The 24,919-nt window shown below is 39.5% G+C and carries 21 protein-coding genes and 2 pseudogenes; 7 read left to right on the forward strand and 16 right to left on the reverse strand.

The features are described from left to right. From H6G97_RS28240 to H6G97_RS28270, 7 genes are all read right to left on the reverse strand, one after another. The coding region (locus tag H6G97_RS28240; RefSeq protein WP_242055317.1) for a helix-turn-helix domain-containing protein at positions 1-1,001 on the reverse strand (1,001 nt) is incomplete at its 3' end. Between the two features lie 129 nt (positions 1,002-1,130). Continuing rightward, complete coding sequence (locus H6G97_RS28245) at positions 1,131-2,300, reverse strand: RNA-guided endonuclease InsQ/TnpB family protein (RefSeq protein ID WP_190943876.1); 1,170 nt, start codon at positions 2,298-2,300, stop codon at positions 1,131-1,133. Between the two features lie 923 nt (positions 2,301-3,223). Then, positions 3,224-3,604, reverse strand: coding sequence for an RNA-guided endonuclease InsQ/TnpB family protein (locus tag H6G97_RS28250; RefSeq protein ID WP_242055319.1), 381 nt, complete (start codon positions 3,602-3,604; stop codon positions 3,224-3,226). Between the two features lie 58 nt (positions 3,605-3,662). Next, positions 3,663-7,241, reverse strand: a complete 3,579-nt coding sequence (locus H6G97_RS28255) for a WD40 domain-containing protein (RefSeq protein ID WP_190943877.1) — start codon at positions 7,239-7,241, stop codon at positions 3,663-3,665. Between the two features lie 644 nt (positions 7,242-7,885). Further along, complete coding sequence (locus H6G97_RS28260; protein WP_242055320.1) at positions 7,886-8,467, reverse strand: DUF6788 family protein; 582 nt, start codon at positions 8,465-8,467, stop codon at positions 7,886-7,888. Beyond that, positions 8,430-9,785 carry a replicative DNA helicase gene (gene dnaB, locus H6G97_RS28265; protein ID WP_190943878.1) on the reverse strand — a complete coding sequence of 452 codons (1,356 nt, stop codon included), beginning with the start codon at positions 9,783-9,785 and terminating at the stop codon, positions 8,430-8,432. Before dnaB ends, H6G97_RS28260 begins: the two co-directional genes overlap by 38 nt. Beyond that, the gene (locus H6G97_RS28270) at positions 9,782-10,675 is read right to left on the reverse strand and encodes a MarR family transcriptional regulator (RefSeq protein ID WP_190943879.1); all 894 of its coding nucleotides are present in this window, start codon (positions 10,673-10,675) and stop codon (positions 9,782-9,784) included. The genes dnaB and H6G97_RS28270 overlap by 4 nt, the downstream gene beginning before the upstream one ends. 283 nt (positions 10,676-10,958) lie before the next feature. On the opposite strand from H6G97_RS28270, the gene H6G97_RS28275 reads away from it, so the two are divergent. Both H6G97_RS28275 and H6G97_RS28280 read left to right on the forward strand, forming a co-directional pair. Next, complete coding sequence (locus tag H6G97_RS28275) at positions 10,959-11,333, forward strand: XRE family transcriptional regulator (protein ID WP_190943880.1); 375 nt, start codon at positions 10,959-10,961, stop codon at positions 11,331-11,333. 124 nt (positions 11,334-11,457) lie between these two features. Beyond that, positions 11,458-12,687 carry an RNA-guided endonuclease TnpB family protein gene (locus tag H6G97_RS28280; RefSeq protein WP_190943881.1) on the forward strand — a complete coding sequence of 410 codons (1,230 nt, stop codon included), beginning with the start codon at positions 11,458-11,460 and terminating at the stop codon, positions 12,685-12,687. On the opposite strand, the gene H6G97_RS28285 is transcribed toward H6G97_RS28280, so the two are convergent. The 3 genes from H6G97_RS28285 to H6G97_RS28295 form a co-directional block, all read right to left on the reverse strand. After that, positions 12,679-13,140 carry a carboxysome distribution maintenance protein McdB gene (locus H6G97_RS28285; protein ID WP_190943882.1) on the reverse strand — a complete coding sequence of 154 codons (462 nt, stop codon included), beginning with the start codon at positions 13,138-13,140 and terminating at the stop codon, positions 12,679-12,681. The two genes, H6G97_RS28280 and H6G97_RS28285, sit on opposite strands and share 9 nt — an antisense overlap. Beyond that, the gene (locus H6G97_RS28290; RefSeq protein WP_190943883.1) at positions 13,133-13,897 is read right to left on the reverse strand and encodes a ParA family protein; all 765 of its coding nucleotides are present in this window, start codon (positions 13,895-13,897) and stop codon (positions 13,133-13,135) included. The genes H6G97_RS28285 and H6G97_RS28290 overlap by 8 nt, the downstream gene beginning before the upstream one ends. 326 nt (positions 13,898-14,223) lie before the next feature. Continuing rightward, complete coding sequence (locus H6G97_RS28295; RefSeq protein ID WP_422394224.1) at positions 14,224-15,165, reverse strand: IS701 family transposase; 942 nt, start codon at positions 15,163-15,165, stop codon at positions 14,224-14,226. A gap of 206 nt (positions 15,166-15,371) precedes the next feature. Here H6G97_RS28295 and H6G97_RS52965 point away from each other — a divergent pair, with 206 nt between their 5' ends. Genes H6G97_RS52965 through H6G97_RS28305 form a run of 3 tightly spaced genes read left to right on the forward strand, consistent with a single transcriptional unit; the run spans position 15,372 to position 16,567 of the window. Continuing rightward, entirely contained in the window at positions 15,372-15,521 is a 150-nt protein-coding gene (locus tag H6G97_RS52965; protein ID WP_242055322.1) for a hypothetical protein, read from the forward strand. Positions 15,522-15,579: 58 nt separating this feature from the next. Beyond that, on the forward strand, positions 15,580-15,846 hold the full coding sequence (locus H6G97_RS52970; RefSeq protein ID WP_242055323.1) for a helix-turn-helix domain-containing protein: 267 nt from the start codon (positions 15,580-15,582) through the stop codon (positions 15,844-15,846). Continuing rightward, on the forward strand, positions 15,815-16,567 hold the full coding sequence (locus H6G97_RS28305; protein WP_422394223.1) for a transposase: 753 nt from the start codon (positions 15,815-15,817) through the stop codon (positions 16,565-16,567). The genes H6G97_RS52970 and H6G97_RS28305 overlap by 32 nt, the downstream gene beginning before the upstream one ends. Before the next feature lie 266 nt (positions 16,568-16,833). Here the strand turns inward: H6G97_RS28305 and H6G97_RS28310 are convergent, their stop codons facing one another. Next, on the reverse strand, positions 16,834-17,709 hold the full coding sequence (locus H6G97_RS28310) for an IS1634 family transposase (protein WP_422394225.1): 876 nt from the start codon (positions 17,707-17,709) through the stop codon (positions 16,834-16,836). Here H6G97_RS28310 and H6G97_RS28315 point away from each other — a divergent pair. Further along, positions 17,689-18,009: pseudogene (locus tag H6G97_RS28315) on the forward strand (transposase); the annotation flags it as partial. The gene H6G97_RS28310 and the pseudogene H6G97_RS28315 sit on opposite strands and share 21 nt — an antisense overlap. A gap of 82 nt (positions 18,010-18,091) precedes the next feature. Here H6G97_RS28315 and H6G97_RS28320 read toward each other — a convergent pair. From H6G97_RS28320 to H6G97_RS28335, 4 genes are all read right to left on the reverse strand, one after another. After that, complete coding sequence (locus H6G97_RS28320) at positions 18,092-18,754, reverse strand: hypothetical protein (protein ID WP_190943885.1); 663 nt, start codon at positions 18,752-18,754, stop codon at positions 18,092-18,094. 453 nt (positions 18,755-19,207) lie between these two features. Next, positions 19,208-19,972 carry a peptidylprolyl isomerase gene (locus H6G97_RS28325; RefSeq protein WP_190943886.1) on the reverse strand — a complete coding sequence of 255 codons (765 nt, stop codon included), beginning with the start codon at positions 19,970-19,972 and terminating at the stop codon, positions 19,208-19,210. 424 nt (positions 19,973-20,396) lie between these two features. After that, on the reverse strand, positions 20,397-22,052 hold the full coding sequence (locus tag H6G97_RS28330) for a vanadium-dependent haloperoxidase (protein ID WP_190943887.1): 1,656 nt from the start codon (positions 22,050-22,052) through the stop codon (positions 20,397-20,399). 1,018 nt (positions 22,053-23,070) lie between these two features. Further along, a complete protein-coding gene (locus H6G97_RS28335; protein ID WP_190943888.1) occupies positions 23,071-23,373 on the reverse strand; it encodes an IS630 transposase-related protein in 303 nt (100 codons plus the stop codon). A 157-nt stretch (positions 23,374-23,530) separates the two neighbouring features. Here H6G97_RS28335 and H6G97_RS28340 point away from each other — a divergent pair, with 157 nt between their 5' ends. Next, positions 23,531-24,355 carry an IS5 family transposase gene (locus tag H6G97_RS28340; RefSeq protein ID WP_338421857.1) on the forward strand — a complete coding sequence of 275 codons (825 nt, stop codon included), beginning with the start codon at positions 23,531-23,533 and terminating at the stop codon, positions 24,353-24,355. A gap of 336 nt (positions 24,356-24,691) precedes the next feature. Here H6G97_RS28340 and H6G97_RS28345 read toward each other — a convergent pair. Beyond that, a pseudogene (locus tag H6G97_RS28345) lies at positions 24,692-24,919 on the reverse strand (IS630 family transposase); the annotation flags it as partial.

Genomic DNA, 24,919 nt, shown 5'->3' on the forward strand with positions numbered 1-24,919 from the left:
TCTTGTATGGTTGTCGCTACTATCTTCAAAGCTAGGGCATTACCCGCATAACGCTCAACTACTGCTGGTAATTCTGACTCTGAGCCAGAAAAACCTTTGGCTTCAAAGATTTTCTGCCCTGCTACTACCTCTAAACCACTGAGTTGTAATGAGCGAACAGCTAGTGTTTCTCCTGCGAGTGACGCTATATCTTTGGGTTTTTCACGAGAAGTCAGCACCAAGGAGCTTTGATGCATAACTTGTCCCAATCTTTTGATCAGTAAGCCATAATCTTCATAGCCTTCTCGATAGCATCCAGCATAAGCCCCTGTTTGCAATATAGTCTCTACATTATCTAATACGATCAGACAGCGCTGTTGTTGCAAATATTCAATTAGTTGTGATATTCTTCCATCTACACTTTTTGGTAAGTCAGTTTCTAATACCTGCTCATTAGAGAAAAATTGAATTAAATTTGCCAGCAGGTCAAAAAGTGGGGGAGCATTGTAGAGCGATCGCCAAATAACGTACTCAAACCATCCTTGAACCTTTTGTGATAACTTGGCAGCCAGAGAGGTTTTACCTATTCCTCCCATTCCCAACAGCGCCACTACTCGACAGCGTTCCTGGATCAGCCATTGCTCTAGTAGAGTCAGTTCATCTGTGCGTCCATAGAAAACAGATACATCCACCATTTCTCCCCAATCAACGCGCTTGGGGTTCTTCAAGTCTTCCTGCCCTTTTAAATCAAAGTCTGGGCTTGTATAATCGCTTACATCCAATTCCAAATTAAACATCATAAACAAACGCACAAGTGTCCGTTTGTCAACCCCGGTTTCACGAGTAAGTATCTTTCTGAAAGTGACAGGAGTGATCCCAGCTTGTTCGCTTAATTCTTCTAAGGTATATTTTGAGCCATTGTTTTTCCTAAATTCCCACTCAAGTTTGGCATTCTGAAGCTTTTGCCAGCCTTCACGAGTCAGTGTAAGCCCACGATTGCGTTTGGGTTTCTCCGGTTTCATAATTTCTTAGGGAGAATTGTATTTGGAGTATTGACACTCTCACCATCACACCCGTAGGGTTGATGGGAGATTCTTACTTCATCCCCACTTAACTAAATTAGTGTGACCACTAACCCCCGTCAGTACGAGTCAGTAAGCATTTTCTAGTACCATCTGCCCGACGGCACTTATGCCACGATTTCTAATTACCTGTGAAGCAGCAACATCACGATTTGTTGTGTACCCACATTCAGGACAAGAATGTATTCTTATATTTAATGTTTTTTTTCCTGTGTGTGCATCACAATTAGGGCATATTTGGCTAGTCCCATCTTTGTTAACTTTGCCAAAATACTTTCCTCTTTTCCAAGATACATAACTCAATATTGTGAAGAACTGACCAAACCCCGCATCTAAAGTGTGTTTGCAAAACATACCTTTAGCCCAGGTTTTAAAATCAATATCTTCGACAAATATTGAATCACCTTGAGCACAAATATTGTGTGCTGTTTTGAAGTGGAAATCTTTTCTAGTATCAGAAATCTTTTGGTGTAATCTAGCTATTTTTGCGTTCAACTTATTGCGGTTATTAGAGCCTAGCTTTTTGAACTTCAATCTTCTTTGCAGCAATTCCATCTGGCGGTGAAGTGCGTTAAAAAACTTTGGTCTAGCAATTAGTTGACCTTCTGAAGTAGCCAAAAAACTGTCTAAGCCTACATCAATCCCAATTGGGTGTCCACGAAAAGGAATATTTGGAACATTAACATCTAGCTGTAACGACAGCATGACAAAATATCCCGATGCCCTTCTCACTACCCTAGCTTGCTTAACAACAAAACCATCGGGAATTGGTCTAGATTGATAAAATTTTACCCATCCAAGTTGAGGTAACTTAACTCTACCCGCTTTGACAATTTCTCCCTTTAATTGGGGAAATACAAAGCTTTTCATCCTGAAGTATTTTTTAAATCTAGGAAATCCAAAATTCCTAGATTTCATGTCTTCCCATGCTCTATCCAAAGTTCTCAAAACTTGTTGTAAAACTTGGGCATTTACACTTTTTAGTTCAGGATTATTTTTCTTGGCTTCAGTTAATCTCTTGGCTTGGACATGATAATTAGGAAAAAGTTCATTAGCTTTGATAATGTACTCATATTCAATAGAACAAGCATTGACTTTACACTTACGAGAATTAACCCAATCTTTTCTTTCACGTAAAGCATAATTCCATACTTTACGGCATACAGCTAAGGTGTTTTCAATTTCTTGAATCTGCTGCTTAGTTGGCTTGAGTTTATATTCGTAAGTCAGTGTAAGCATTCGCTCGAACTCATGAATGTTTTTACATCCTACCATTTTCTACATATACAATCAATCCGTGTAGAAGTCTCCTTGGGGTCGGTTTTATATAGGTCGCAATTCATCATCCCGTTAAGTCTTGCGACTGTAACGGGAGTCCTCTTGCTCCATTAAGATAGGCTCCTACCACTGGCGTTTACGGAAGGGAACTTTCAGTAAATCAGAGTTGTTGCAAAACAAGCTAAATAATTGATAAAACCCTGTCAGAGCAAGCATTTCAAAAATCTAATTTTAGATAGTTAAAACAGAGATACTACAAGAGTCGAGGGACTTTAGACGTTATTGAGCAACAAGTCTATTATTAGCAAATTAAGAGTTGATTTGTAAATTTATAGCCACAATCCATGATTATATTGATAAATATCTCTTGAATTGAGGGATCAATTATTTACTCTAATGGAAGGAAATTAAAATTTGTTGTTCATAACTTTTGTTTCTTCTTGATTACTCAGTAGTTTACTATATAATAGTAATTGAAAAGTGATTAAAAGTCAATTACAATGGCTAGAAAAAATGCTGCTAATTTAACAATTCAATTTTCCCTTGAGGAGAAAATAATTTTGGAGGAATATTGTGAGAAAATGCAGCGGACAAAGAGCGATGTAATTCGAGAGATGGTACGCACGCTTAAAAAATACTTAGACAGGAGCCAAAGTTTTTAGTAACTTTTGAAATCCGTACATAGAAGATAAGCTGTTGTGCATCTAATTTTCCAGAACGAAGTCCCCAAATCTCCAAAATAGGGATCGAAATCTTCAATTTATGGAAGCAAGTTAAATACGCATTGACACTCTCACCATCACACCCGTAGGGTGTGATGGGAGATTCTTACTTCATCCCCACTTAACTAAATTAGTGTTACCACTAACCCCCGTCAGTACGAGTCAGTAAGCATTTTCTAGTACCATCTGCCCGACGGCACTTATGCCACGATTTCTAATTACCTGTAAAGCAGCAACATCTCTGTTTGTTGTGTACCCACATTCAGGACAAGAATGTATTCTTATATTTAATGTTTTTTTTCCTGTATGTGCATCACAATTAGGGCATATTTGGCTAGCCCCATCTTTGTTAACTTTGCCAAGATACTTTCCTCTTTTCCAAGATACATAACTCAATATTGTGAAAAACTGACCAAACCCCGCATCTAAAGTGTGTTTGCAAAACATACCTTTAGCCCAGGTTTTAAAATCAATATCTTCGACAAATATTGAATGACCTTGATCACAAATCTTGTGTGCTGTTTTGAAAACGAATAAATTCAAAGCCGTCTTTTAACCCAGGCTCAACACAAAGTGAAACGGAGTCAAGCCGAGGAGAAAGTCAATTCTCAATTGCTCCCAAAACTTTCAAAGAAACAATAGTTGCTTGGGTTAAACCTGTAACGCCAGTAATGTTCATTCCCTCGTAAGGCTTTTCGTTTCTTAAAGTTTTTAGGCATTCACCCGTCAAAACATCCCATAATTTAACAGTTTCATCTTCACTGCCACTTACCAGGGTTTTACTATCTGGACTAAAGGCAACTGACCTTATCCAGTGAGTATGACCATGCAGAATTTTGATACATTGACCGGATTGGACATCCCACAACCTTACCGTTTGATCTACGCTACCGCTAGCCAAAAGTTTACCTTTAGGACTAAAAGCAACCGACAATACCCAGCTTGTGTGTCCTAACAAAATTTTGAGACATTCACCTGTGCTAATATCCCAAAGCTTCACTGTTTTATCTTTACTGCTACTGGCTAAGGTCTTACCTTCAGGACTGAAAGCGACGGACAATACCCAACTTGTATGTCCCGACAAAATTTTGAGACATTCACTTGTGCGAATATCCCAGAGCTTTACTGTTTGATCATCACTGCCACTGGCCAGGATATTACCTTCAGGACTGAAAGCAACCGACCATACCCCATGACTATGTTCCAAAATATTCAAAACTTTACCAGTGTTAACGTCCCAAAGCCTTACAGTTTTGTCATCACTGCCACTGGCGAGAATTTTACCTCTAGGATCAAAGGCAACTGACTTTATCCAGCCAGTATGTCCCCGTAAGATGTTGCAACATTGGCAGGTGCTGCTATCCCACAGCCTCACAAGTTGATCGTAACTGCCACTTGCCAATATATTACCTTGAGGACTAAAGGCAACTGTTCGGACTCGATTAGGGTGTCCTCGTAAAGTTTTGTAGCACTTCCCATCCACGACATCCCAGAGCTTTACAGTTTGGTCATTATTGCTGCTAATTATGGTCTGGCCACCAGGAGCAAAGGCAACAGACCACACCCCATTATTGTAGCCCTGCAAGTTTCTTAAGGCTTGACCAGTGCTAACATCCCAAAACCTCACAGTTTGGTCATCACTACCACTGACCAAAGTTTGACCATCTGGACTAAAAACAACAGAACAGACCAAACTTGTGTGCCCCTGCAATGTTTTAACGCATTCTCCTGTGCGGAAATTCCATAGCTTCACAGTTTGGTCATCACTGCCACTAGCCAGAATATTACCACTAGGAGCAAAGGCGACTGACCTAACCCTGTCACTATGTCCCTGGAAAGTTCTCAGGCACTTCCCATCTAAGATACTCCAGAGTTTCACAGTTTGGTCATCACAACCACTAACCAAGGTCTTACCTTCAGGATTGAAAGCTATTGAGGAAACCGAACTAGTGTGTTCCTGCAAAGTTTTGAGGCATTCTCCTGTGCGGAAATTCCATAGCTTTACGGTTTTATCACTACTAGCACTGGCGAGAATTTTACCTTGAGGACTAAAAACTACAGATAATACTGAATCAGTATGTCCCTGTAGTATTTTGTAACACTTACTATCCGAAATATTCCACAAACGCACTGCCCAATCATTGCTGCCAGAAGCTAGAATTTCACCTTGAGGACTGAAGGCAACAGATCGTACCCGCTCAGGATGTTCTGTTAAAGTTTTCAGGCATTCACCTGTGTTGACATCCCACAATTTCATATTCTGGTCAGTACCTCCACTGCAAAGAGTGCTACCATTAGGACTGAAAGCAATCGCTTGAACCCAATCAATATGTCCTAGACAGGTCGAAAGTTGTTCACCCTCACCAAAGTCTCGCCACAAGCAAATTTTGCCATTTGCGTCACTCGCCGCTAAAATTTTTCCATTGGGGCTGAATGCTACCGCAGAAATTTTGCTAAAATTTTTAGTAAAAACCGATTTAGATAAATTAGCATTTTGGAAGTTGACTTGAGGTAAACTTACACCCCGCATATCTACTTGCCAAACGCTTAGGTTAGAAAAATCATATCCTCTTAAATCTGTCTTTAACTGACGAAGCAAGTTGAGAATATTTCCGCTTGTATATCCAGGTTCCAGTGAAGATTCTCTTTGCAGCTTGACTAAAATTTCATTTAAATGATTTTCTAGCCTTCTTGGAATTTTAAAAATAGTAAAAAGTTCATCAATAACTGGGTTAATAATTAAGCGTATTTGAGTTTCTCTAGTGTAGTCTTTGGATTGAGCTTTACTCAAAGCATAATATTTAAGAAGCACAATTTTTTGAGTTGCAATTTCTTCATAAGTTTGCTGAATTAATTTGCTAGTGATATACTCCATTACTAAAGAGTGTAATGTGAAGAGTAAACCACTTTTTTCATTTAGCGTTGACTGAAATTTGTCGATAAGGCTTCGCCTAATCAAAGATTCTAGAGCTTCTAGTAACTTGTGTGGTATTACTAATGAAGTTAAATCTTCTTGCAAATTGCAGAGTGAGATTGACTCACGATTAATTGCCAGCCAATACATAACCACACGTTCTAAATTAGATAAACGCTCAAACTGCTGTTCTAAAACAGCACAAATATCACCAAAAACAGATGTATTTTGGCTCAAAAACTCAGAAATATCACCATTGAAAACATCTTGAATAGTCGTTGCAACTATCTTCAAAGCCAATGGATTACCAGAATAAAGCTCAATCAGTGTTTTATTTTGGGACTCTGATCCAAACAAACCTTTCAGGTGAAAAATTTTTTTTACTTCTTCCTCATTCAGACCCCTCACTTGTAATGAACGAACAGCTAATGCTTGTCCTTCCTGTGACGCCACGTCTTTGGGTTTTTCGCGTGAAGTCAGCACTAAGGAACTTTGATGCATAACTTGTCCCAATCGTTTGATCAGTAAGCCATAATCTTCATAGCCTTCTCGATAGCATCCAGCACAAGCGCCTGGTTGCAAAATAGTCTCTACATTATCTAATACGATCAGACAGCGCTGTTGTTGCAAACATTCAATTAGTTGTGATATTCTCCCATTTACACTTTTTGGTAAGTCAGTTTCTAAAACCTGCTCGTGAGAGAAAAATTGAATGAAATTTGCCAGCAGGTCAAAAAGTGGGGGAGCATTGTAGAGCGATCGCCAGATAACGTACTCAAAACATCCTTGAACCTTTTGCGCTAATTTGGCAGCCAGAGAGGTTTTACCAATTCCTCCCATTCCCAACAGCGCCACTACTCGACAGCGTTCCTGGATCAGCCATTGCTCTAGTAGAGTCAGTTCATTTATGCGTCCATAGAAAACAGATACATCCACCATCTCTCCCCAATCAACGCGCTTTCCAGACTCCAAAGCTGAAAGTCTCGCCAAATCAGGATTTAACTTAAAATAGTCTTGGGGATTTAGCTCTAAGTTAAACGCCATAAATAAATAAACTAGCGTTCGTTTGTCAACCCCTTCTTGGTTAGTAAGTATCTTTGCGACTGTATTTGAAGTTAATCCAGCGCGTTCACTTATTTCTTCTAGAGTGTACTTGGAGCCAAATTTTTCTCGAAGTTCCCCTTCAAGTTTTGCCTGCTGAAGTTTTTGCCAGCCTTCAGGAGTAAGTATAACGCCACGATTCCGTTTTGGCTTGTGCCGATTCATAAATTATGAATACCTATTTTTTACAGCAAAAGCTATGGACAGACCTTTAAAAGTAGTGATCCCTGCCAGTTTTGGCTTAAAGCTTAGTCATGCATGGAATCAGGGCTAACAATATCTAAAAAATTAGACCTGATGGCGCACTTGCCAAGCATATACCTTTGGGACTGGGCACTTGTTTGTTAAAGGCGCTCGCGTACGCTACTTGCTGGGAAGCGAGTAAAGGAACACCTTATAAAGATTTATCAGAGGCTGTTTAGGTATTTATGCAAGTTCCAAAATAAATTTTTGACACTCCCCGCTTCTATTGAGACGGGGATTCTTGGTTCCCTGACTCGCCGTTAGACAGCAGGCTTGCGCCAACTGCCCGCCGAAGGCATCGCTAAATCTTTTTATTAGTAATAAAAATATATTTATATGTTTTTCTATAATTTTACTCGCAATATTGACAAAATATCTTTAACTGGGGCTTTATCTGCTTCTAACTTCTCTATTCTCTCTAATAGTCCTTTTGGAATATACTTACACTTTTTAACCAGGCGATCACCATCTTTCCAAAACTCATAGTGATACCAAGCTTGGGGATAATCTTTGCCGTGAAGGGTAATGGTTTTCCACTGAATGGAGCCACTACCTAATCCTTTGTGTCATCTAGTTTTACTAGGGCTATCTTTACTAGGGGTTATCTCTGACTGTTTGACATCGTTACTAGGGTTATTTTTACTGGAGAGTATTTCTGACTGCTCGACATCGTTACTAGGGCTGTTTTCGATATCCCCCAGTAATGTGTTTTTACTAGGGCTAGGCATAACACCTAGTAATCCCAAAATTTCTTTAATTGGGCGCTTCTTGAACTCTGCTTCTTGAATATCCCCGAGTAAATGTTTGGGAATGTACTTGGTCTTCTTTCTCCCTTGTTCCTGCCAATGATAATAAGCCTGGGGATAGTCCTTTCCACCCCTAGTAATGGTGCGCCAATGAATAGTGCCGTTACCCTCACCCCAATTTCTGCGCTTTTTACTAGGGTTGTCAACACTTGGAGTTATCTCTATTTTTGAAGAGTTTTTACTAGGGTTATTTTTACTAGGGGGTATCTCTATTTCTTCAAAGTTTTTACTAGGGCTATTATAAATACCCCCCAGTAAAAATTCTGATACAGGAGGTGGATGGAATCGAGTGGAGTTTGAGGACTCAGATATTTCCGGAGCGCAAATTCTGGATAATTCCATAGGATTTGTCAAAAAATACCATTGCTGTACCTGTTTCACCGTGCCCTGCTTTAGCCATAATTAGCTCTAATATTCCTTGGTCTATAGTGTCTGGATTGTAGTACTCATCGCGGTAAGCGAGAATAATATTGTCTGCCACCATTTCTAAAATTCCCGATTGGCTGAGGTCGCTCATCATTGGGCGCTTATTCTGTCTGCCCTCAACTCCCCTAGAGATTTGCGACAGTGCTAGCACAGGTACATCCAGTTCCCCTGCCATTTTGTAAAGTCCCCTGGCCACATCTCCTAGTTCATAGCTGCGGTTGCTTCCAGAATCCTCTGCCATCATTTGCAGGTAATCAACGACAACTAACCCCAGTTTTCCTTCTTTGGTCTTAATTTGACGGCATTCTGACGCAATTTGTGAAACGGTGATGCCCCTTGAGTCATTCATGTACAGCGGCAGTTCGGAAGCAATACCGACGATTTTAGCAATGCTTGTAAATTCCCAGTCTGCTAGGGGTTTATTACCTGAGCGATGTCTGCGGATGCGATCACTTTTTAGTGGCGTTAACTCTAAATGCTTGTAAGCGTTGCTAACACTAATTAAACTCCACAGCCTGTACTCCAATTGTTTCTTTGTCATCTCCAAGGAGAAGATGACCACAGGTAGCTCATGGAACAGTATCATTTGGAAAGCCAAAAACAAAGCGATTTGGGACTTTCCCATTGATGGTCTACCCGCAACGATGGTGAGTGTGCCGCTTTCAAATCCCACCATCAAATTATCGAGTTCATAAAGTCCTGTAGGGTAAATGGGGTTTCCTAAATTTAAATCCTCGTAAGCAGCAACGTTAATCGTGCTGTTATGTTCAGTGTTTGAAGATAAGGTTTGATTAGATAATTGGAAAATTTTCTGTTCTGATTGGTCAAGGATTTGTGGTAACTCAGTTTCTGTCTCGTAACCGAGATGTACAATTTCATTTCCAGCCTTGATTAACTGTCTACGCGCGAATTTGTCCATCACCAACTCGGTTAAAGTGTCAATGTTGACAGCTGACACTGTGCGGTCTACCAGAGTTGCTAATTTATTTCTCCCGCCGATACGGACTAGTAAATCGTGGTCAGTAAGCCAAGCTGTAACTGTGAGTAAATCGGTGGGTTTACCAGAGCAATGAAGGCGCTGCACGGCTTGATAGATATCTTTATGGGCGCTAATGTAAAAGGCTTCGGGAATTAAGCGATCGCTGACTCTACCGATTGCTTCTGGGTCAAGCATGATACCGCCTAAAATCGCCTCTTCCGCTTCGATGTTTTGGGGTGGTAGTTTATCAATCACGTCGCACCACCAGTGTTCTTAGTCAGATTTTGGTTTTGCGACTCTTCCCAAGCTCTTTGAGCTTGTCGCTGCCGTTCTTCGAGTTCTCGGCGGAATTCGTCTCGAGCATTTTTTGTTTCAGTTTTTTTGGCTTGTACCTGTTTTGAAGCCAGATATTTTTCGTAATAAACCTCCCACCGATTCCTTCCGGCTTTGCTCTTGTGAGCTAACCAAGCCTCAATGTCATTCACTGGCTGGCTAAGATTTTTGGTTTTTTCCTCAGAAAATTCTAGAAAATTCGCTCGCTCGTCTTCTGAGAGAGTCTTTATAAAGTCTAAATAATTCTTATTAATCTTAGGGTTTTGTAATCCCCTCTCTACAAGGCTTTCAGCCTCCACATGGTGCGTGGCGATCGCGCATGGTGCGTCATGATCCATCGTGGTGCGTGGCGATCCAGGGTGGTGCGTGGCGATCCAGGGTGGTGCATCATCACACCTTGGGTGCGTCATCACACCTTGGGTGTCTTCATACACCTTGGGTGCGTCATCACACCTTGGGTGCATCATCACACCATCGGTGTCTTCAATAAATTCGGGTGTATCATTGCACCATAATCCCTTTGGCTTCACCTTGGTTCTGACTTGCAATAGCTCTAGATCAATGAATCCCTTTGCGTCCAATTCCTTGAGAGCGCGGCTTACAGTTTGCCTGTGGACTATCCGCTCTGGTGCTGACAACTGACGAGCTACCTCGGCAGCATTGATATCAATCCCTTGGTTATAAGGGTCAATGGTTCGGATGTAGTAGAGGACATCCCTCTGTGCTGGTGTGAGTTCACGGCAGGCTTTCAACCATTCTTCATGCTGAAGTGGATAGAAACGTCCCTGAATTTTTGAATTTGGTTGTGTCACAATTTTGCTAATACAAATGAAAAGACAAAATTTCACCTCGATCCGTTGGGATAGAGACTAATTTTTTAGGTGTCCATCATTAACACTTAGTCAACGAATTTTTATATTCAATCGTGACAAAGTATTTATTTGATGGGTATGCTAGTAATCTGAAGATTAAAGATATATCTGGGAAAAAGCACTCCTAGCAGGAGTTTGATAAGATTAGGGTATACATCATCGTTGTCATTTAATCAAACATCAAATAGTATAACCGTTAAACTTAAGTATAATTAGCAAAGAAATGCAAAGTTTTGTATCAGAAAAAACACAAAGTTATCAGCAGTTATTCGATGAGATGATGAATCGCTTCAATTTGGAAGCGAAGAAAACTGCTGAACAGGCTAAAGTGTCAGAAGTAATGTTATCTCGCTTTCGTCGCGGGAAGGCGGATCTAGGAGCATCAAAACTAATAGCGCTACTTTTGGCTATTCCGGTAGAAGCTAGGGTGTGGTATTTATCTGAGTTATTTGGTCAGAGGCCAGGAATTAGCCTGCGATCACTGATTGCTGAAGCACCTCCAGAAGAACAAGCTGAAGTTTTACGATTAATTGCTGATATTTTTGTGAATAACAGCCGTGAGACTACAGATCCAGTGCAGTTACTTAAAGCTTTATAACTCATTATTTGCAATAGGATTTAACTAAGAGGAATTATCTACCAAGTTGCAAATATCGGATTTTAGTGCTTTATCACAATATATATTTATGGTAGAGTAAGCACATCAAGGAGGTGAAAGTGAAGTGTTACACAAGGTTGTACAAGTCCGTTTATATCCGTCACTTGAGCAACAAACACAACTGGCTCAAACTTTTGGGTGTGCTAGATGGTGGTGGAATTATGCTCTAAATAAATCTATTGAGACTTACAAGGAGACAGGTTTTGGGCTTGGCCGTGCTGCACTCAACGCATTCCTTCCTGCACTCAAAAAAAATGAAGAGACAATGTGGTTATCTGATTGTTATAGCCAAGTTTTACAGGCTACAACACTCAATCTAACTACGGCGTACAAAAACTTTTTTGAGAAACGTGCTGGATTTCCTAAATTCAAGTCTAAGCACGGAAAACAGTCTGTCCAGTATCCTCAAAACGTCAAGATTGTAGATGGCAATGTTAAACTTCCTGGCAATATTGGGATAATCAAAGCCAAAATACACAGACCTATTGAGGGGAAAGTCAAAACTGTTACTGTAAGCAAAACGTCATCTGGTAAATACCTTGCGTCTATACTGACCGAGCTAGAGGGTGAAAACCCAATTATTTCAGAAGGTAAGATATATGGAATTGATCTAGGTTTGAAACACTTTGCTGTCGTCACGGACGGCGAAAAAGTATCCATTTACGATAATCCCAAGCATCTTGCCAAACACGAGAAAAATCTCAAACGTAAACAGAAAAAATTAGCACGTAAACAAAAAGGGAGCAAGTCAAGAAATAGATATAGAAAAGTTGTTGCCAAAGTGTACGAACGAGTTAGTAACTCAAGGCAAGATTTTCTGCATAAACTTAGTTACAAGTTAGTCAGCGATAGCCAAGCTGTCATAGTAGAGAATCTTAATGTCAGAGGCATGGTTCGTAATCATAAATTGGCGAAATCAATATCTGATGTAGGGTGGGGAACATTCACTAACTTTCTAGCTTATAAGCTAGAACGCAGAGGCGGAAAGTTAGTTGAGATTGATAGATGGTTCCCCAGTTCCAAACTTTGCTCTAATTGTTTCTATCAAATAGGTGAGATGCCATTGGATGTCCGTGAATGGACTTGTTCTCATTGCAATACTCATCATGATCGGGACGCGAACGCCGCGAAGAACATAAGAGCAGAGGGTATCAGAATGATAAAGGCGGAAGGTTCAGCCGTCTCTGCTGTAGGAGGGGAGGTAAGTCCTGCTCTTGGGCGAAAGTCTAAGTTTAGGCACTCCCCTATGATTACAGAAGCCCCAACTTCAACCGTACTCGGTAAGTTAAGGTAGTTCACCGTTGATTTTCTTAGCCAATGTCTGAAATTTGCGCTGTTCACCAGCTTGTTTACGCTGTTGATAACGTTTTCTAGCTCGGCTTAGTACCTCTTGCAATAATTCCTCATTTTCTGAGCAGACGATAAATGCAGCTTCTAGGAAAGTATCTCTAGTAATTTTATTTACATTGCAGAAGCTATCTAGGTTAGTATCAATGTCCTGTTCTAACCTGATTGTTCGTCTGACGATCTGCGGTAACTCTAACTGCTGTTCTTGATTAGAAGTGCTTACCTTATCATTTATTACTTCCTCACTATCTAAATCTGGTTTTGGTTTTTCAGATGAATGACTAAATTCACTAATTTGGTCATTTAGTAAGTTGTCATGTTGTACTTTTACCAGTGTTGTATCCCGTGCTGGAACACTTGGACGTGTCTTTTTCTTAAGGCGCTCAAAAACATCAGACATTCTTTTGTAACCTCTCGATAATTTGTTGGAAGGGAGTTTCGAGTTGTTCAAAGCCTAGAGAGGACAAACTTACACCTTTATCTATGGCCTTTTTAAATTGTTCAGATTCTAAAATTGAAGGTAAAACGACTATTTCTTCGGCAATTGTTCGCATTGCATTGATACTCGCCTTACTTTGTGCGACTTGGTTATTACCTACCCATTTATCTCTGAATGGCAAGATGCCAAGCACTATCCCTGAAAAAGCATCAATTTCTTGAAGCTCCTCAACTAAACTTAGAGTTCGGATGAGAGAATTTACACCTTTGGATGATGCTTCTACAGGAATGATGATATGGTCAGCTGCCCCCAACGATGTAAGGCAGATTTGCGATCGCTGAGGTGGCGCATCGACAATGCAGTATTGGAATAAATCTGATACCTCTTTTAACCGTTTGCTCAGAACAATAGCTCCCATACCGCTCCCAGACAAAAATTCTTGAGCATTATCTAATCCATCATCAGCAGGAATTAACCATAGGTTTTCTCCGATTTCGTAAATACCGTCTTCAGTATTTATCTGTTTTTTGAGAACTTCTAGAAGCGTGGGTTGATTCTGCTGAACTTCGTGTCCCAGGTAAAAAGTTAGGTTCGCTTGGGGATCGGCATCAATCATCAGTACACGCCGTCCTCTTTGAGCAAGCATTCTACCTAACAAGATAGCAACAGTTGTTTTTCCCTGGCCACCGGACAAGGATGCACAAGTAAGAGTTAGCATTTTACTGACTACCAGCAGTATGGTGTAAATTTAGTCAATATTATAATGCATAATGTCGTTTTTAATTAGTTTAGTCATTATTAAATTTCGCCATTCCAAAATGACGAAATTGTGTCTATATTTCATCTAGTCATTACTTTAGCTCTCAAAAAGTCCTACTCTTCGTGAAGATAGGTTTTTGTGTCGTTTACTTGTTACTGATTTTAGTGAAGATGAAATTTAGTCATTCAAAAATGGCTAAAATTCCTAATAACGCAATTTAGTGAACTACTTTTGTTTTATTCACAAAAATAAGCACTCATAACTAGTTCCCACCATTTTTCTATTTACTGATAATTCGTAAGTCTAAAATCAGCCCATCCCAACTCATTTTTCCCTTGTTTGAAGGCATATTCCACCCAATTACGAAATCCATAAAGATTTCCTGATTTAACAGCCATATCACTTTTTAAATCGGTTTGTACATACCATGTCTGATTTTTTGGTAGATTATTTGCGTCAGTAGTGATTCGCCAATATGTTATCAGTCTGGATTCGCTTTCATTTATCTGTTGTATATATCTTTTTTCTGACTTTCCATCACTAAATTTCCGCTCAAACTCTTGCCACACACCATACTTAGCCTCTTGGTCTGGCAAGCTAAACTCTCGATGATTACTTCTTATCGCTAATAAATAATGTTTTTCGTACTTGGATAAGACAGCAATAAATGTTGGACTTTCTCCATAAAGACTATCCGCTAAAACCAAATCCAAATTAAATCCAATTTTGAGTAATGTCTCAATTATTTCGACTGCCAATTGAGGTTTAGTTTTATAGACTCCTCCTACTTCGAGTCTTTTTCGTGGTTTATATATTAAAAATATTAAAGGGAAAGTCAAGTCTCCTAATACTCCATAAGCATTAACTGAGACAATTCCATTATCCACTTTCCCCAAGTTCCCAATATATTGTCTCGCAACGTAATCTGTATGCTTCCCTTTCTTTTTATCTCCAGTTTCATCAATTACTAACTTAAATGAACGTCCCTCTAACATTAAGAGAGTCAATTCTAAACGCCTGTCTCGTAAAGCAACTACTGACCAAGGTGAATTCGTAAGGAAGTTTTGCAATGGTTGTGCATCATGTAAACCTACTGCTTTCGCTATTTCTGGTAAAGATTTACGCTTTACATCAGATAACATCCCAGCATGAAGATGTTTAAAATTCTCAAATGTCCTCACTTCTGGAAACAAATCTCTATAGGCATCGCAGTACTGATCTACCACGGTGATCGTAGAGGTAGCCGTTCTTGAACCCAATTAAATACCCTTGCTAAGTTAAACTGTTAGTAATTAATTATACTCTCATGAGAGTAATAAAAGAGCGATAAAGCTGAACTAGTACAATACGGCGTAAATAAATAGACCATATTGGTGGGAGAATAAATAATCAGGTTAAAACCCGTTTTGGGCAAGGATCAAGGAATCAGGGTGTGGCTAGATTAAATCCTAAAATATTAAATTTAAGCGATGGCGAGCGGGATCAACTCCAACAGTTGATAAACAGACACAACACGCCACAACAGATAGCGCTACGAGCCAAAATAATTATCATGGCATCAGAGGGTCAAAATCCGGAGTGAAATCGCCCGAAAATTAGACATAAATCGGCAAACGGCGCGTTTCTGGCGAAACCGATGGTTGGAAACTGAGGGGAAAGAATTATCAATTGAGCAAAGATTACAAGACTCTGAGCGTGTTGGCGCACGCCCAAAGTTTAGTATGGAACAAGTAATCGAGTTGTTTGCATTAGCTTGTTCCCCACCATCCGATTATGGAAGACCAATAAGTCATTGGACGGCAAGAGAACTAGCGAACGAAATCATCAAACTTGGAATTATTGAAAGCATATCTGTTCGTCATGTTGGAAGATTATTTGAAGAAGCAGAACTTAAACCTCACGCCTAGTCGCTACTGGTTAACCCCCCCTGTGGACGAAGAATTTGACGCAAAAGTGGAAGATATAACTGGTTTATACATCACCGCCATTGAACGTCATGTTCAGGGGGAACGCACAATATCCATTAATGAAATGACAGGTATTCAAGCTACTGAGCGCTCAGAAAAAGACTTGCCAATGAGACCTGGCAAAGTCGAAAGAAGGGAATTTGAGTATATTCGTCACGGTACGCAAAGCTTAATTGCTAGCTTTGATGTTGCCACTGGTCAAATTGTCCAGCCGACTTGTTCAGATACAAGAACAGAAGTGGATTTTGCCCTTCATGTTCGCCGAACAATTGAAACTGACAGTGATGCTAAAAAATGGCATCTGATTATGGACTGTCTTAACACTCATCAGTCTGAGTCTCTAGTTCGTTTAGTTGCACAAATTGAAGGTTTGAATATTGACCTGGGTATTAAGGGAGAAAGCGGCATCCTTAAATCAATGAAATCCCGCACTACTTTTTTGAGTGATCCAACACACCGAATTGTGTTTCATTACACACCTAAACATTCCTCGTGGCTCAATCAAATTGAGATTTGGTTCAGTATTCTGGTTCGCAAGTTACTCAGAAGAGCCAGTTTCGTCAGTCAAGATGATTTGAAAAATCGAATCCTCAAGTTTATTGACTACTTTAATCAAACAATGGCTAAACCTTTTAAGTGGACATATAGGACTCATATTTGATTTTTGAACAAAACTCAGTACACCTTTATTCCTTCTTCCCAGTCCCCAGTCCCCAATCCCCAGTCCCTTACCTCTACGAGTGATTCAGAAATCAAATCGGATTGCTATATAAGAGCAAAGTTTTGGCTATTTAATGGTCTGCTTATTTACGCCGTGCTGTACTAGGAGCTTCTGTACGGTAGGTTCGCCCATTTAAAAAACTAGAAGAGAAATTAAAGTGCTGTAAAGCTTACGTAGCTTAAATTAAATAGAATTATTGTAAGCACTTATGTCGGTACAAGGTGAGGGAAAGTGTAAAGCGACTGCGGCATTTCCATCAGGGTTAAAATCTGTTTTTGCAAGTCATTAAGTAGGGTGATCTCGCAGCTGCCATCTCGATGAAAATACATGGTAATACCACTGAAAGCATCGAGTAATCTTTCTGCTGTTGGTCGAGTTGTGCTACGCTTGGGATTACCATCATATAGACCAGCCAAAGATTTTGACTGCTGTAACAATTGACGGCGTACAACAAATTCTATTAATGTGAAAACACGCAAGGCGATAGTAAGCAAAAACATCAGCCCTCGAATACGTGTTTCATCTTGAAAATAGATGGGTAATGCTGGTAGTTGACCGCGTTTGAAGCGATGGAATCCCATTTCTGGTTGCCACTGTTCCCGGTAGTAAAGCACTGCCTGCTCAAGTGTGAGTCGTGATGTTAACGCATTAGTGACAAACAATCGCCATCCTGCCAAAGTATAAGCAATCTGTATTTCCGCCAGCAAACGCTGGAACTCTAATCGTAAGTCAATCTGCTTGACTCGACGGTAAGGGCGATCGGCACTTGGACGGCCACAAGAGTTATAAACTTTTTTGTAGGTAATTTTCTGTACGACTTTAAAGGTAATGTACTCTGAGACTCGATAGCGATTGAGAATAGCATTAACTTTAGTGTGTAGAACTTTGGTATCATTTCCTGGTTTAGAAATCAGTTTTCCCAAGGCGATTTCGGCGTTACCCAGGCGTTGTTCCAATCCATGAATTTGTTGCTTTGCCAAAGCCGCAGAGCGAATTACTAACAGTGATTCTAGAAATCCTTCCGTCTGCCGCCCTGCTAAGGGAAATACCCATTGTACAGTTTTGAAGATTTTGCAAAATATGGTCCGAAGATTATTTTAATTTTAGATAATGCTAGTTTTGATAAACGCAAAGATATTATAGCCAAAATATCTGAAGAATTCCCAAACTTTGTTTTAGAATTTTTACCTGCTTACAGCCCTGATTACAATATTATTGAGTTAGTCTGGCACTCATGTAAAGAATATATTGCCCATCGCTTATTTAAATCAGTAGATGAATTAAAATCACTACTAGATAAGCTGTTGAATCAAGGCGAGTTAGTCATTAAGTGGCATCGGAAACTCAAAAACAAAGGTAATACTAGCTATATTGCAGCTTAAATGCCGATTAGCTTAGAGGTAGGAAGGAATAAGTAAAATTTACCATTTTTCCGTATTCATGCAACAACGCCTAACACTACCCCTACTTAACAAGTGCAGCATATAAACCATCGTACATTGATGTGAAAGCTTCATACGTGTGGTCGATCACCTCAAAAATGCCTTTGTGTTCGTCTTGGCTAAGGTGGATATTATTGAGGGTGGCTTCAAGACCATCATCCATTAGAGATTCATGATTATCCTCGGCATTGAAGTGATTGTAGGAGAAATACTTTAGGATTTTAGAGTAACCAATACGTTCACAAAAGACCGCAGTATTCTCGAACAATGAATGAGCAGTCCCCTCAATACTTAACAGCAAGGCAATTCGCTCGTAGTCGTTACGTACTTCCAAAACTTCTGAGACGAGCGCATAGGCGGCATCGCGGATCAAGATATGGTCGTCTTGGAACAGGGAAGTAAGCTTCGGTTCCTGAGTATTCAGTTTGTTCAAGTCCTCCAAAAACCAAACGTTGTGACCGCCATCTTCGAGCCTATGCTGCTTAGCAACCTGAGAGAGATTCGGATCTACAAACCGCGCCTCATTTAGTCGCAACACATCCTGGAAAATCATAACCCAGAAAGATATGCGTTCAGCAACAGAGCTAAGAGCATCGAGAGAATCACTCTTAGTAATTTTGTCAAAGAATGGGTGCTGCTCAAAGTCTCCTTGTTTCTTTTTTATGTAATTTTTAATTGTGTCCATGGTAAAGTCCTTTTTGATAAGTGGTAATATTTGGCTTTTAATTCTGATTAAATTCCTTAAGAATGTAGATAGAATAAAGTGCAAAACTTGGTTTAAAAACTTTTAAATACCAAGTTAGCTAATGAGCAAGTTCCTTAGTAAATATTCGACCACTCGTCCATAAATTTCAGTTATTTATCTGCTAAATTTTTACGGCATCTGAAAAACACCATTTTGAGCTTTTTTTAAACCTTAATTTTCACGCTAACTGTTTTCATTAACTTAAGCATATTGAGAATTGACCTGTGGAAAAAGTCACCTTGTTCCGCAGTTTCAGGACTTACCGTGAAAAGTCAGATGTTTCTGAGGCGATCGCTAACCTCTGGTGTATTTGAAAGATTTTCCCAGCTTAGGATTAGTTCAAAACAAACCCATCAAAATTATATTGATAAAGTCGTTACTTGCACTGAATAATTATTGAGAATTCATGCTCAATTTTGAGTTACTGATTCTAAATTCTGCTATATTGCTCAGACTTTTGAGACGCTCCTGTAACCAGTCTGCAAAAATTTCATCAAGCAGTTGCTGGCGCATGGGAGCATCTAACTGTGCTACAAACAACTTTTCTAGTTGCAAAATCACCACCCATTCTCCAAGTTGAATTGGCATCAAAAGTTGACCGGGTTGACTCACACTTAGTATTTTCATCAAACTTGGATGGACGCTGCTGACTTCAACTGCACTCACAAACCCACCGTTTTTGGCTTCCAACCCTTGGGAGTATGCACGGGCTATTTCAGCAAAAGAATTTTCTTTCCCTTGAATACGGAAATAGAGTTCCTGAGCCAGCCCAAAATCTCTATTCCAAATTACAGAATAACTCACCTTATCCAACTGTGATTTCCGATTGAAAAAGTAAGATTCTAATTTATCGTTCCAGGTTTCTTGCTTAAATTTATTAATTTTTAATCCTCTTGTAGCTAAGTTTTCTAATTCTTCTATAGTCATTTGATAGCACTCTAGCCAAGCTTGGCGTTCTGTTTGCGAAGTTAGTTTATTTGCCTCACAATACTTTTTATAGTAGGATTTTACTTCCTCATCTTTACAAGTAATCGAGTCAATAGCTTGATCGATGATAATTTCAAGTATGAATCGAGGCAGTATATGGTAACGAGTTAACAAAGGGATAATTTCTTCAGATGTGATGATGCGGTTATCGATTTTTAAAATTTCAGTCATAATTAACGATCTCTAAAGGCTGAATATCCAAGTAAACGTGAAATTTTACAAGAAAAGTTAGTTAAAGAAATGACACGGGAACCAATACGGTTTGCTTAAGATCAACTCGCCTGCGACAACTCCCTTATACCAATTCGCAATTCGCAATTAGAAAACTTAGATACAGCAAGGCTTTCAGGATTTACATCTGTTTCATTATTTTAGTGAACTGGTATTAAAAGGGGGTTGAGGGGATCTGCAAAGATTAAAATCTTAACCAAACCGTATTGATAGGGTAACTTTAGTTCTTCGTGTCTAATTTGCAGTAAAAATGAACACTATCAAAGATACTGCTGTAATGTTTTTACCTTCAATCTTGTAGTAAATTCATCAACACTATCTCTTTAACTTCCAGTGTAATTACACAAAAAGTAGCATTCTTGTATTATGCAGCGACCAAAACGTTATCGAATACGTAGTTTGCCACATTTATACCTGTTGCATTCCCGTCCATAAATGCAGGTCTGGTATGGACACCACCGTAAATCCGGCTAAGTCCATCCTCCAACCCTGCTGCCAAGAAGCTGTTATAGGTGCGGGTTACTCCTGGTAAATCTTGTGAAGTCGCGGTAAAGGTGGTGTCATCGCCGAAAAAGCGAGCCAAGATTCCAGATGAAACGCCACCAAATGTAGCATGCCCCGATACATAGTTAGGGAATGGTGGGGAAAAAGCAAACAGTGGCTCCCAGTTAGGATCTGCAATTGTATCGGGATTTCCGTCTGTATCAGCTTGGCGGATGGCGGTCTGCGGTCGCCATTCGTTGAATGTGTACTTGGTTTCCCACGCAGTGATACCCGCATCAGCTGAAGCAATGTTCAGTAGCGCAAATAGACGAGCGGTGTCTTCGAGGGAAGTACCTTTTTGCTGTGCCACAGTTTCGGCGATGAGATTCCACTGACCAGGTGCTCTAAAGGTGTCGTTGCGGTCTAAATTCCAGAAAAACGCGATGTCTGTCTGTTCTTGAGTACGGACAGTGCTGTTCCTAGAACCCAAAGCCTTGACTTCGTTGAATGCTTCTGCATAGGCAGCACTGGTGAGAGTGGGATAACCACCAGGGCGGAATGTTGTGCTGCTAGGTATAGCAAAGGGAGTCACATCACCCCAATTTGGCAATAATGCTGGTGTTCCATCAGTTGGTTGCCATACTCCGGGGTCCGGCGGTACTGAGTAAGGAGGCACACTAGCATTAGCAGTACCATCATTACTCCGCAATTCAAGTATTTGCCCAGCAACATAGTTTCCTAAAGCAATGCCCTTTTGTTCAGCAAATCCGTTAGGGATTTCTGCTAAAGATTTAGTTCGTTGCTGGTCAAATATGGCTTGTTGCTGTGGGAATAAAGCACTGAGTGTTTTGTACGCGGCTTGAACAGCAGCAGCTTCCTCAGCTACCAGACCATTTCTACCTGATAATCCGGAAATTAGGCTATTAGATGGGTTTATATTCACATAGTAAGGTTGATAGCTCCGGTCAATGGCGTTAACCGCATCATAGATTGCTATGTGAACAATTGCAGAATTACGTGCCGCTAATGGGGGTGGTGTTCCAAAGCCTCCTGGCACTATATCTGAGGAAAATGCAGCACTATTTTGGATGGCATTTAAGAGAACTGCATTCCAGTCAATTACAACATTAGTATTAACCTCAGAAACAAGTTCTCCTGCGCTGATGTTATTGGTTTTGTTTTCTTCAGCGATTGCATTATTTGGATTAACTTCCGCAAGTAGATAATAAGCTCCTGGCGCTACTACAGTAGGAGCATTAATTTCTACATTAAAGTTTTTGCTCTGACCTGCCCTCAAATTCACTTGATCGAGGTTGATGGTAGCTAATACCTCATCATTAATTAACTGTCCATTAGCATCTTTATTGAGAACTGAGTCCACAGATGCATAAATTTTAAACGTTAAAGGGCCTTGATAGTTTGCCGATCCCTTATTGGTGATAGTAAGTTGCAATTTTCCATCTTCGTCAGTAGCAATGACGGGTAGTTTGGTAATTTTCCTGAAATCAATCTTGAAATTTGGTAACGATGGTGGCATACAGTGTATCCTTTTATTTGGCTATGTGGCAATTTACTCTGTAAATTTCCTATAGTTAATTTAGACTTCAGCCAAAAATTTTGTGTATATTATTATCAGTTCGACTTTATCCAAAATTAAGAACTTGGTTCTTTGTCATTGATTCACGGTGAAATCTAAAAAGTAAAACTATCGCCCCGCATAAGTTTCAGGGGTAGTTTAGACGCTTTTTAGCGGTTTGACACAGGCATCGCGTTGCTAGAAAATGAATAAGTCGAGATTAATTAATATATAAAAAGACTGAATCCCAACAGTACTTCGCAAATTTACAAAGTTTAATATGGAGCAAATCTGAGTAATGTATATCTTGTTTTGCCTAGTGACAAAAAGCTAAACAATAAAACTATTGTGCCTACTTAAATTTGACTTTGAAAAACCTAAAGTTCAAGGTAGCGTGACTTTTTGAATCACAATTTAATATTACAATGCATAAAAAACATACACAATGGTAGAATTTTTGTAGCAGGTTTGTATTTTTTTGGTTCTAATTTGGAAATATTACAGCATATTTGAGGTTTATGAGGTACAGTAGCAGCAACTTAATCTCTTCGACTTGATGTGCAGGTAGATTATCCATGAAAACGACTGCACCAACCCATAATTGCGGAAGTAAAAAATGTTCTACAAAAACTTTATAAGCATCTCCGTCCATTGAGCCATTTAAAGTCATCACAGCTAAAACTTTTTTAAGCTGATTCCTCCAATTACACTTATTTTTTCTCCGCGGTAATATGGTTTAAAATCATACGCCCTAGTGCCGCGATCGCTTCTCTACGAGACGCTCTGCGAACGAGTATGAGTCCTAGTTAAGCCAAGTAAAACACCCATTTCATCTATAAATACAAGGTCTTCTGGGTCTACTTGCTTGACTTTCTCCCAATACTCTATTCTCAGTTTTTGGACTCTTTCTGTTTTCCCTTGGCTGCTACGCAAAGTCTTTTTTTTCGCGTTAATTTTTGTTTCTGCAATGCACAACACATCACACTTGCACACACCCAAACGTTGTATTTTCCCCAAAATATTCGCAATACTCCCATAAAGTTGCGTCTGGGTAAATTTGAACCATTTCGGCTAATTCCCTCCCAAAATCATCTAGCCTACCCTTCATGGCTCCACCTTGCTTTTTGGGTTCTAGATGTCCTTGCACTCTATGAAGCTGGATTAGCTTCTGCACATAGCTTTTTGCTACACCAAATTGCACAGCAACCTTTCTGATTGAAGTACCACCCTTTTCGTAAGTATTTACTATTTTTTCTTGTAAATCGATTGAGTATGCTTTCATTTTAAGTCTTGATGCACCAATACTAAGTGTGCCTCATTTACCTCGAAAGTGCTGTAACTGTCCATGTGCATAAGTGTTTTTGTAGTAGAACTCTTGCAAAAATGTTTTGTGGTATGATTAAAGATTTGGCAATTTGCAATTAGGAATTTGAGGAGCAGTGAAAATAGAGAACGCCAAACAGCTTACTGCAAAAAAATTTAAGCGAATGACTGGAGTGAGCCGTAAAACCTTTGAATTAATGGAAGATGATGTTAAAGCTGATGCTCAAAAGAAGAAGAAGCCTGGTCGCCGTCCTAAATTAACTATTGAAGACCAAGTTTTAATGGTGATTCAATATTGGAGAGAATACCGTACTTATTATCATATTGGATTAGACTGGGGACTTTCAGAATCAGCAGTCTGCCGAACAGTTTATAGAATTGAAAAAATTCTAATTAGTTCAAGAAAGTTTAGCCTGCCTGGGAAGAAAGAATTATGGAAAATGTCATCCCAAGAAGATTTGGTAGTGATGGATGTGATGGAAAGCCCAATTGAAAGACCTCATACCGGGCAAAAAAGGTTTTTTAGCGGTAAGCAAGGAGAACATACTCTAAAAACGCAGGTAGTTATCCATCAAAAAACTAGTCAAGTCATCTGTTTAGCGCATGGTTTGGGGAGAATCCATGATTTTAGGCTATTTAAGAATAGCGGGATAAAATTTGGAGAATTACTCAAGGTCATCGCGGATAAGGGCTATCAAGGAATTAATAAAATTCATCAATTGAGTGAAACACCGATTAAAAAACCAAAAGGGAAGAAGTTGACGAAAGAACAGAAAAAATATAATCGAGAACTCAATCGATTAAGAATTACTGTTGAACACGTAAATCGTCGTCTAAAGATATTTAAAATTTTGTCTGATAGATATCGAAACCGTCACCGACGTTTTGGCTTAAGGTCGAATTTGATCGCCGGAATTTATAATCACGAATTAGCTCTATAAATCGGATTAAAAAATTAAGTTAACAAGTGAATTCAGTAATTAATCAATAACTGAAACTGTGCTCGCTACCAAAAATTTTAGTTAGCGATCGCTTGATAATACTTCATTGATAAAATTGATAATTTCTTCCTATTTTAATTGCCAAAGCTGAAATCAAGATAACCAAAAATTATACCACAGAATATTTATGCAAGAGTTCTAGTAATCAAACAATTTGAGTCCTTAAACCACATCTTGCACCTATAAATAAAATATAAATGTCAAAACTAAAATGTAAGGATTCAGGTCTCATCTATCAATAGCGAATATCAGTAGTTTTTGGGCTTAAATATAGGACTAATATTTGATTTCTGAAAAAGCTCCGTACATTTGAAGAGTGGCAAAATCAAAGGTAGTGTGTCGGATAAACCACTCAAACATCCACTTCAGATGAGAGAACGAAGGAATCAAAGCACAGAAACGCCGCACCCAGGTTTTAGCTTGTAACCAAATATCCTCAATTGGATTTTGTGATGGGCAATTAGGAGCAAAACGTATGCAGTGAATTTGCCATTGTTCTTCCGG

Origin of the sequence: Nostoc flagelliforme FACHB-838 (assembly GCF_014698065.1) — a bacterium.
In the GTDB taxonomy this organism is placed as follows: domain Bacteria; phylum Cyanobacteriota; class Cyanobacteriia; order Cyanobacteriales; family Nostocaceae; genus Nostoc; species Nostoc flagelliforme_B.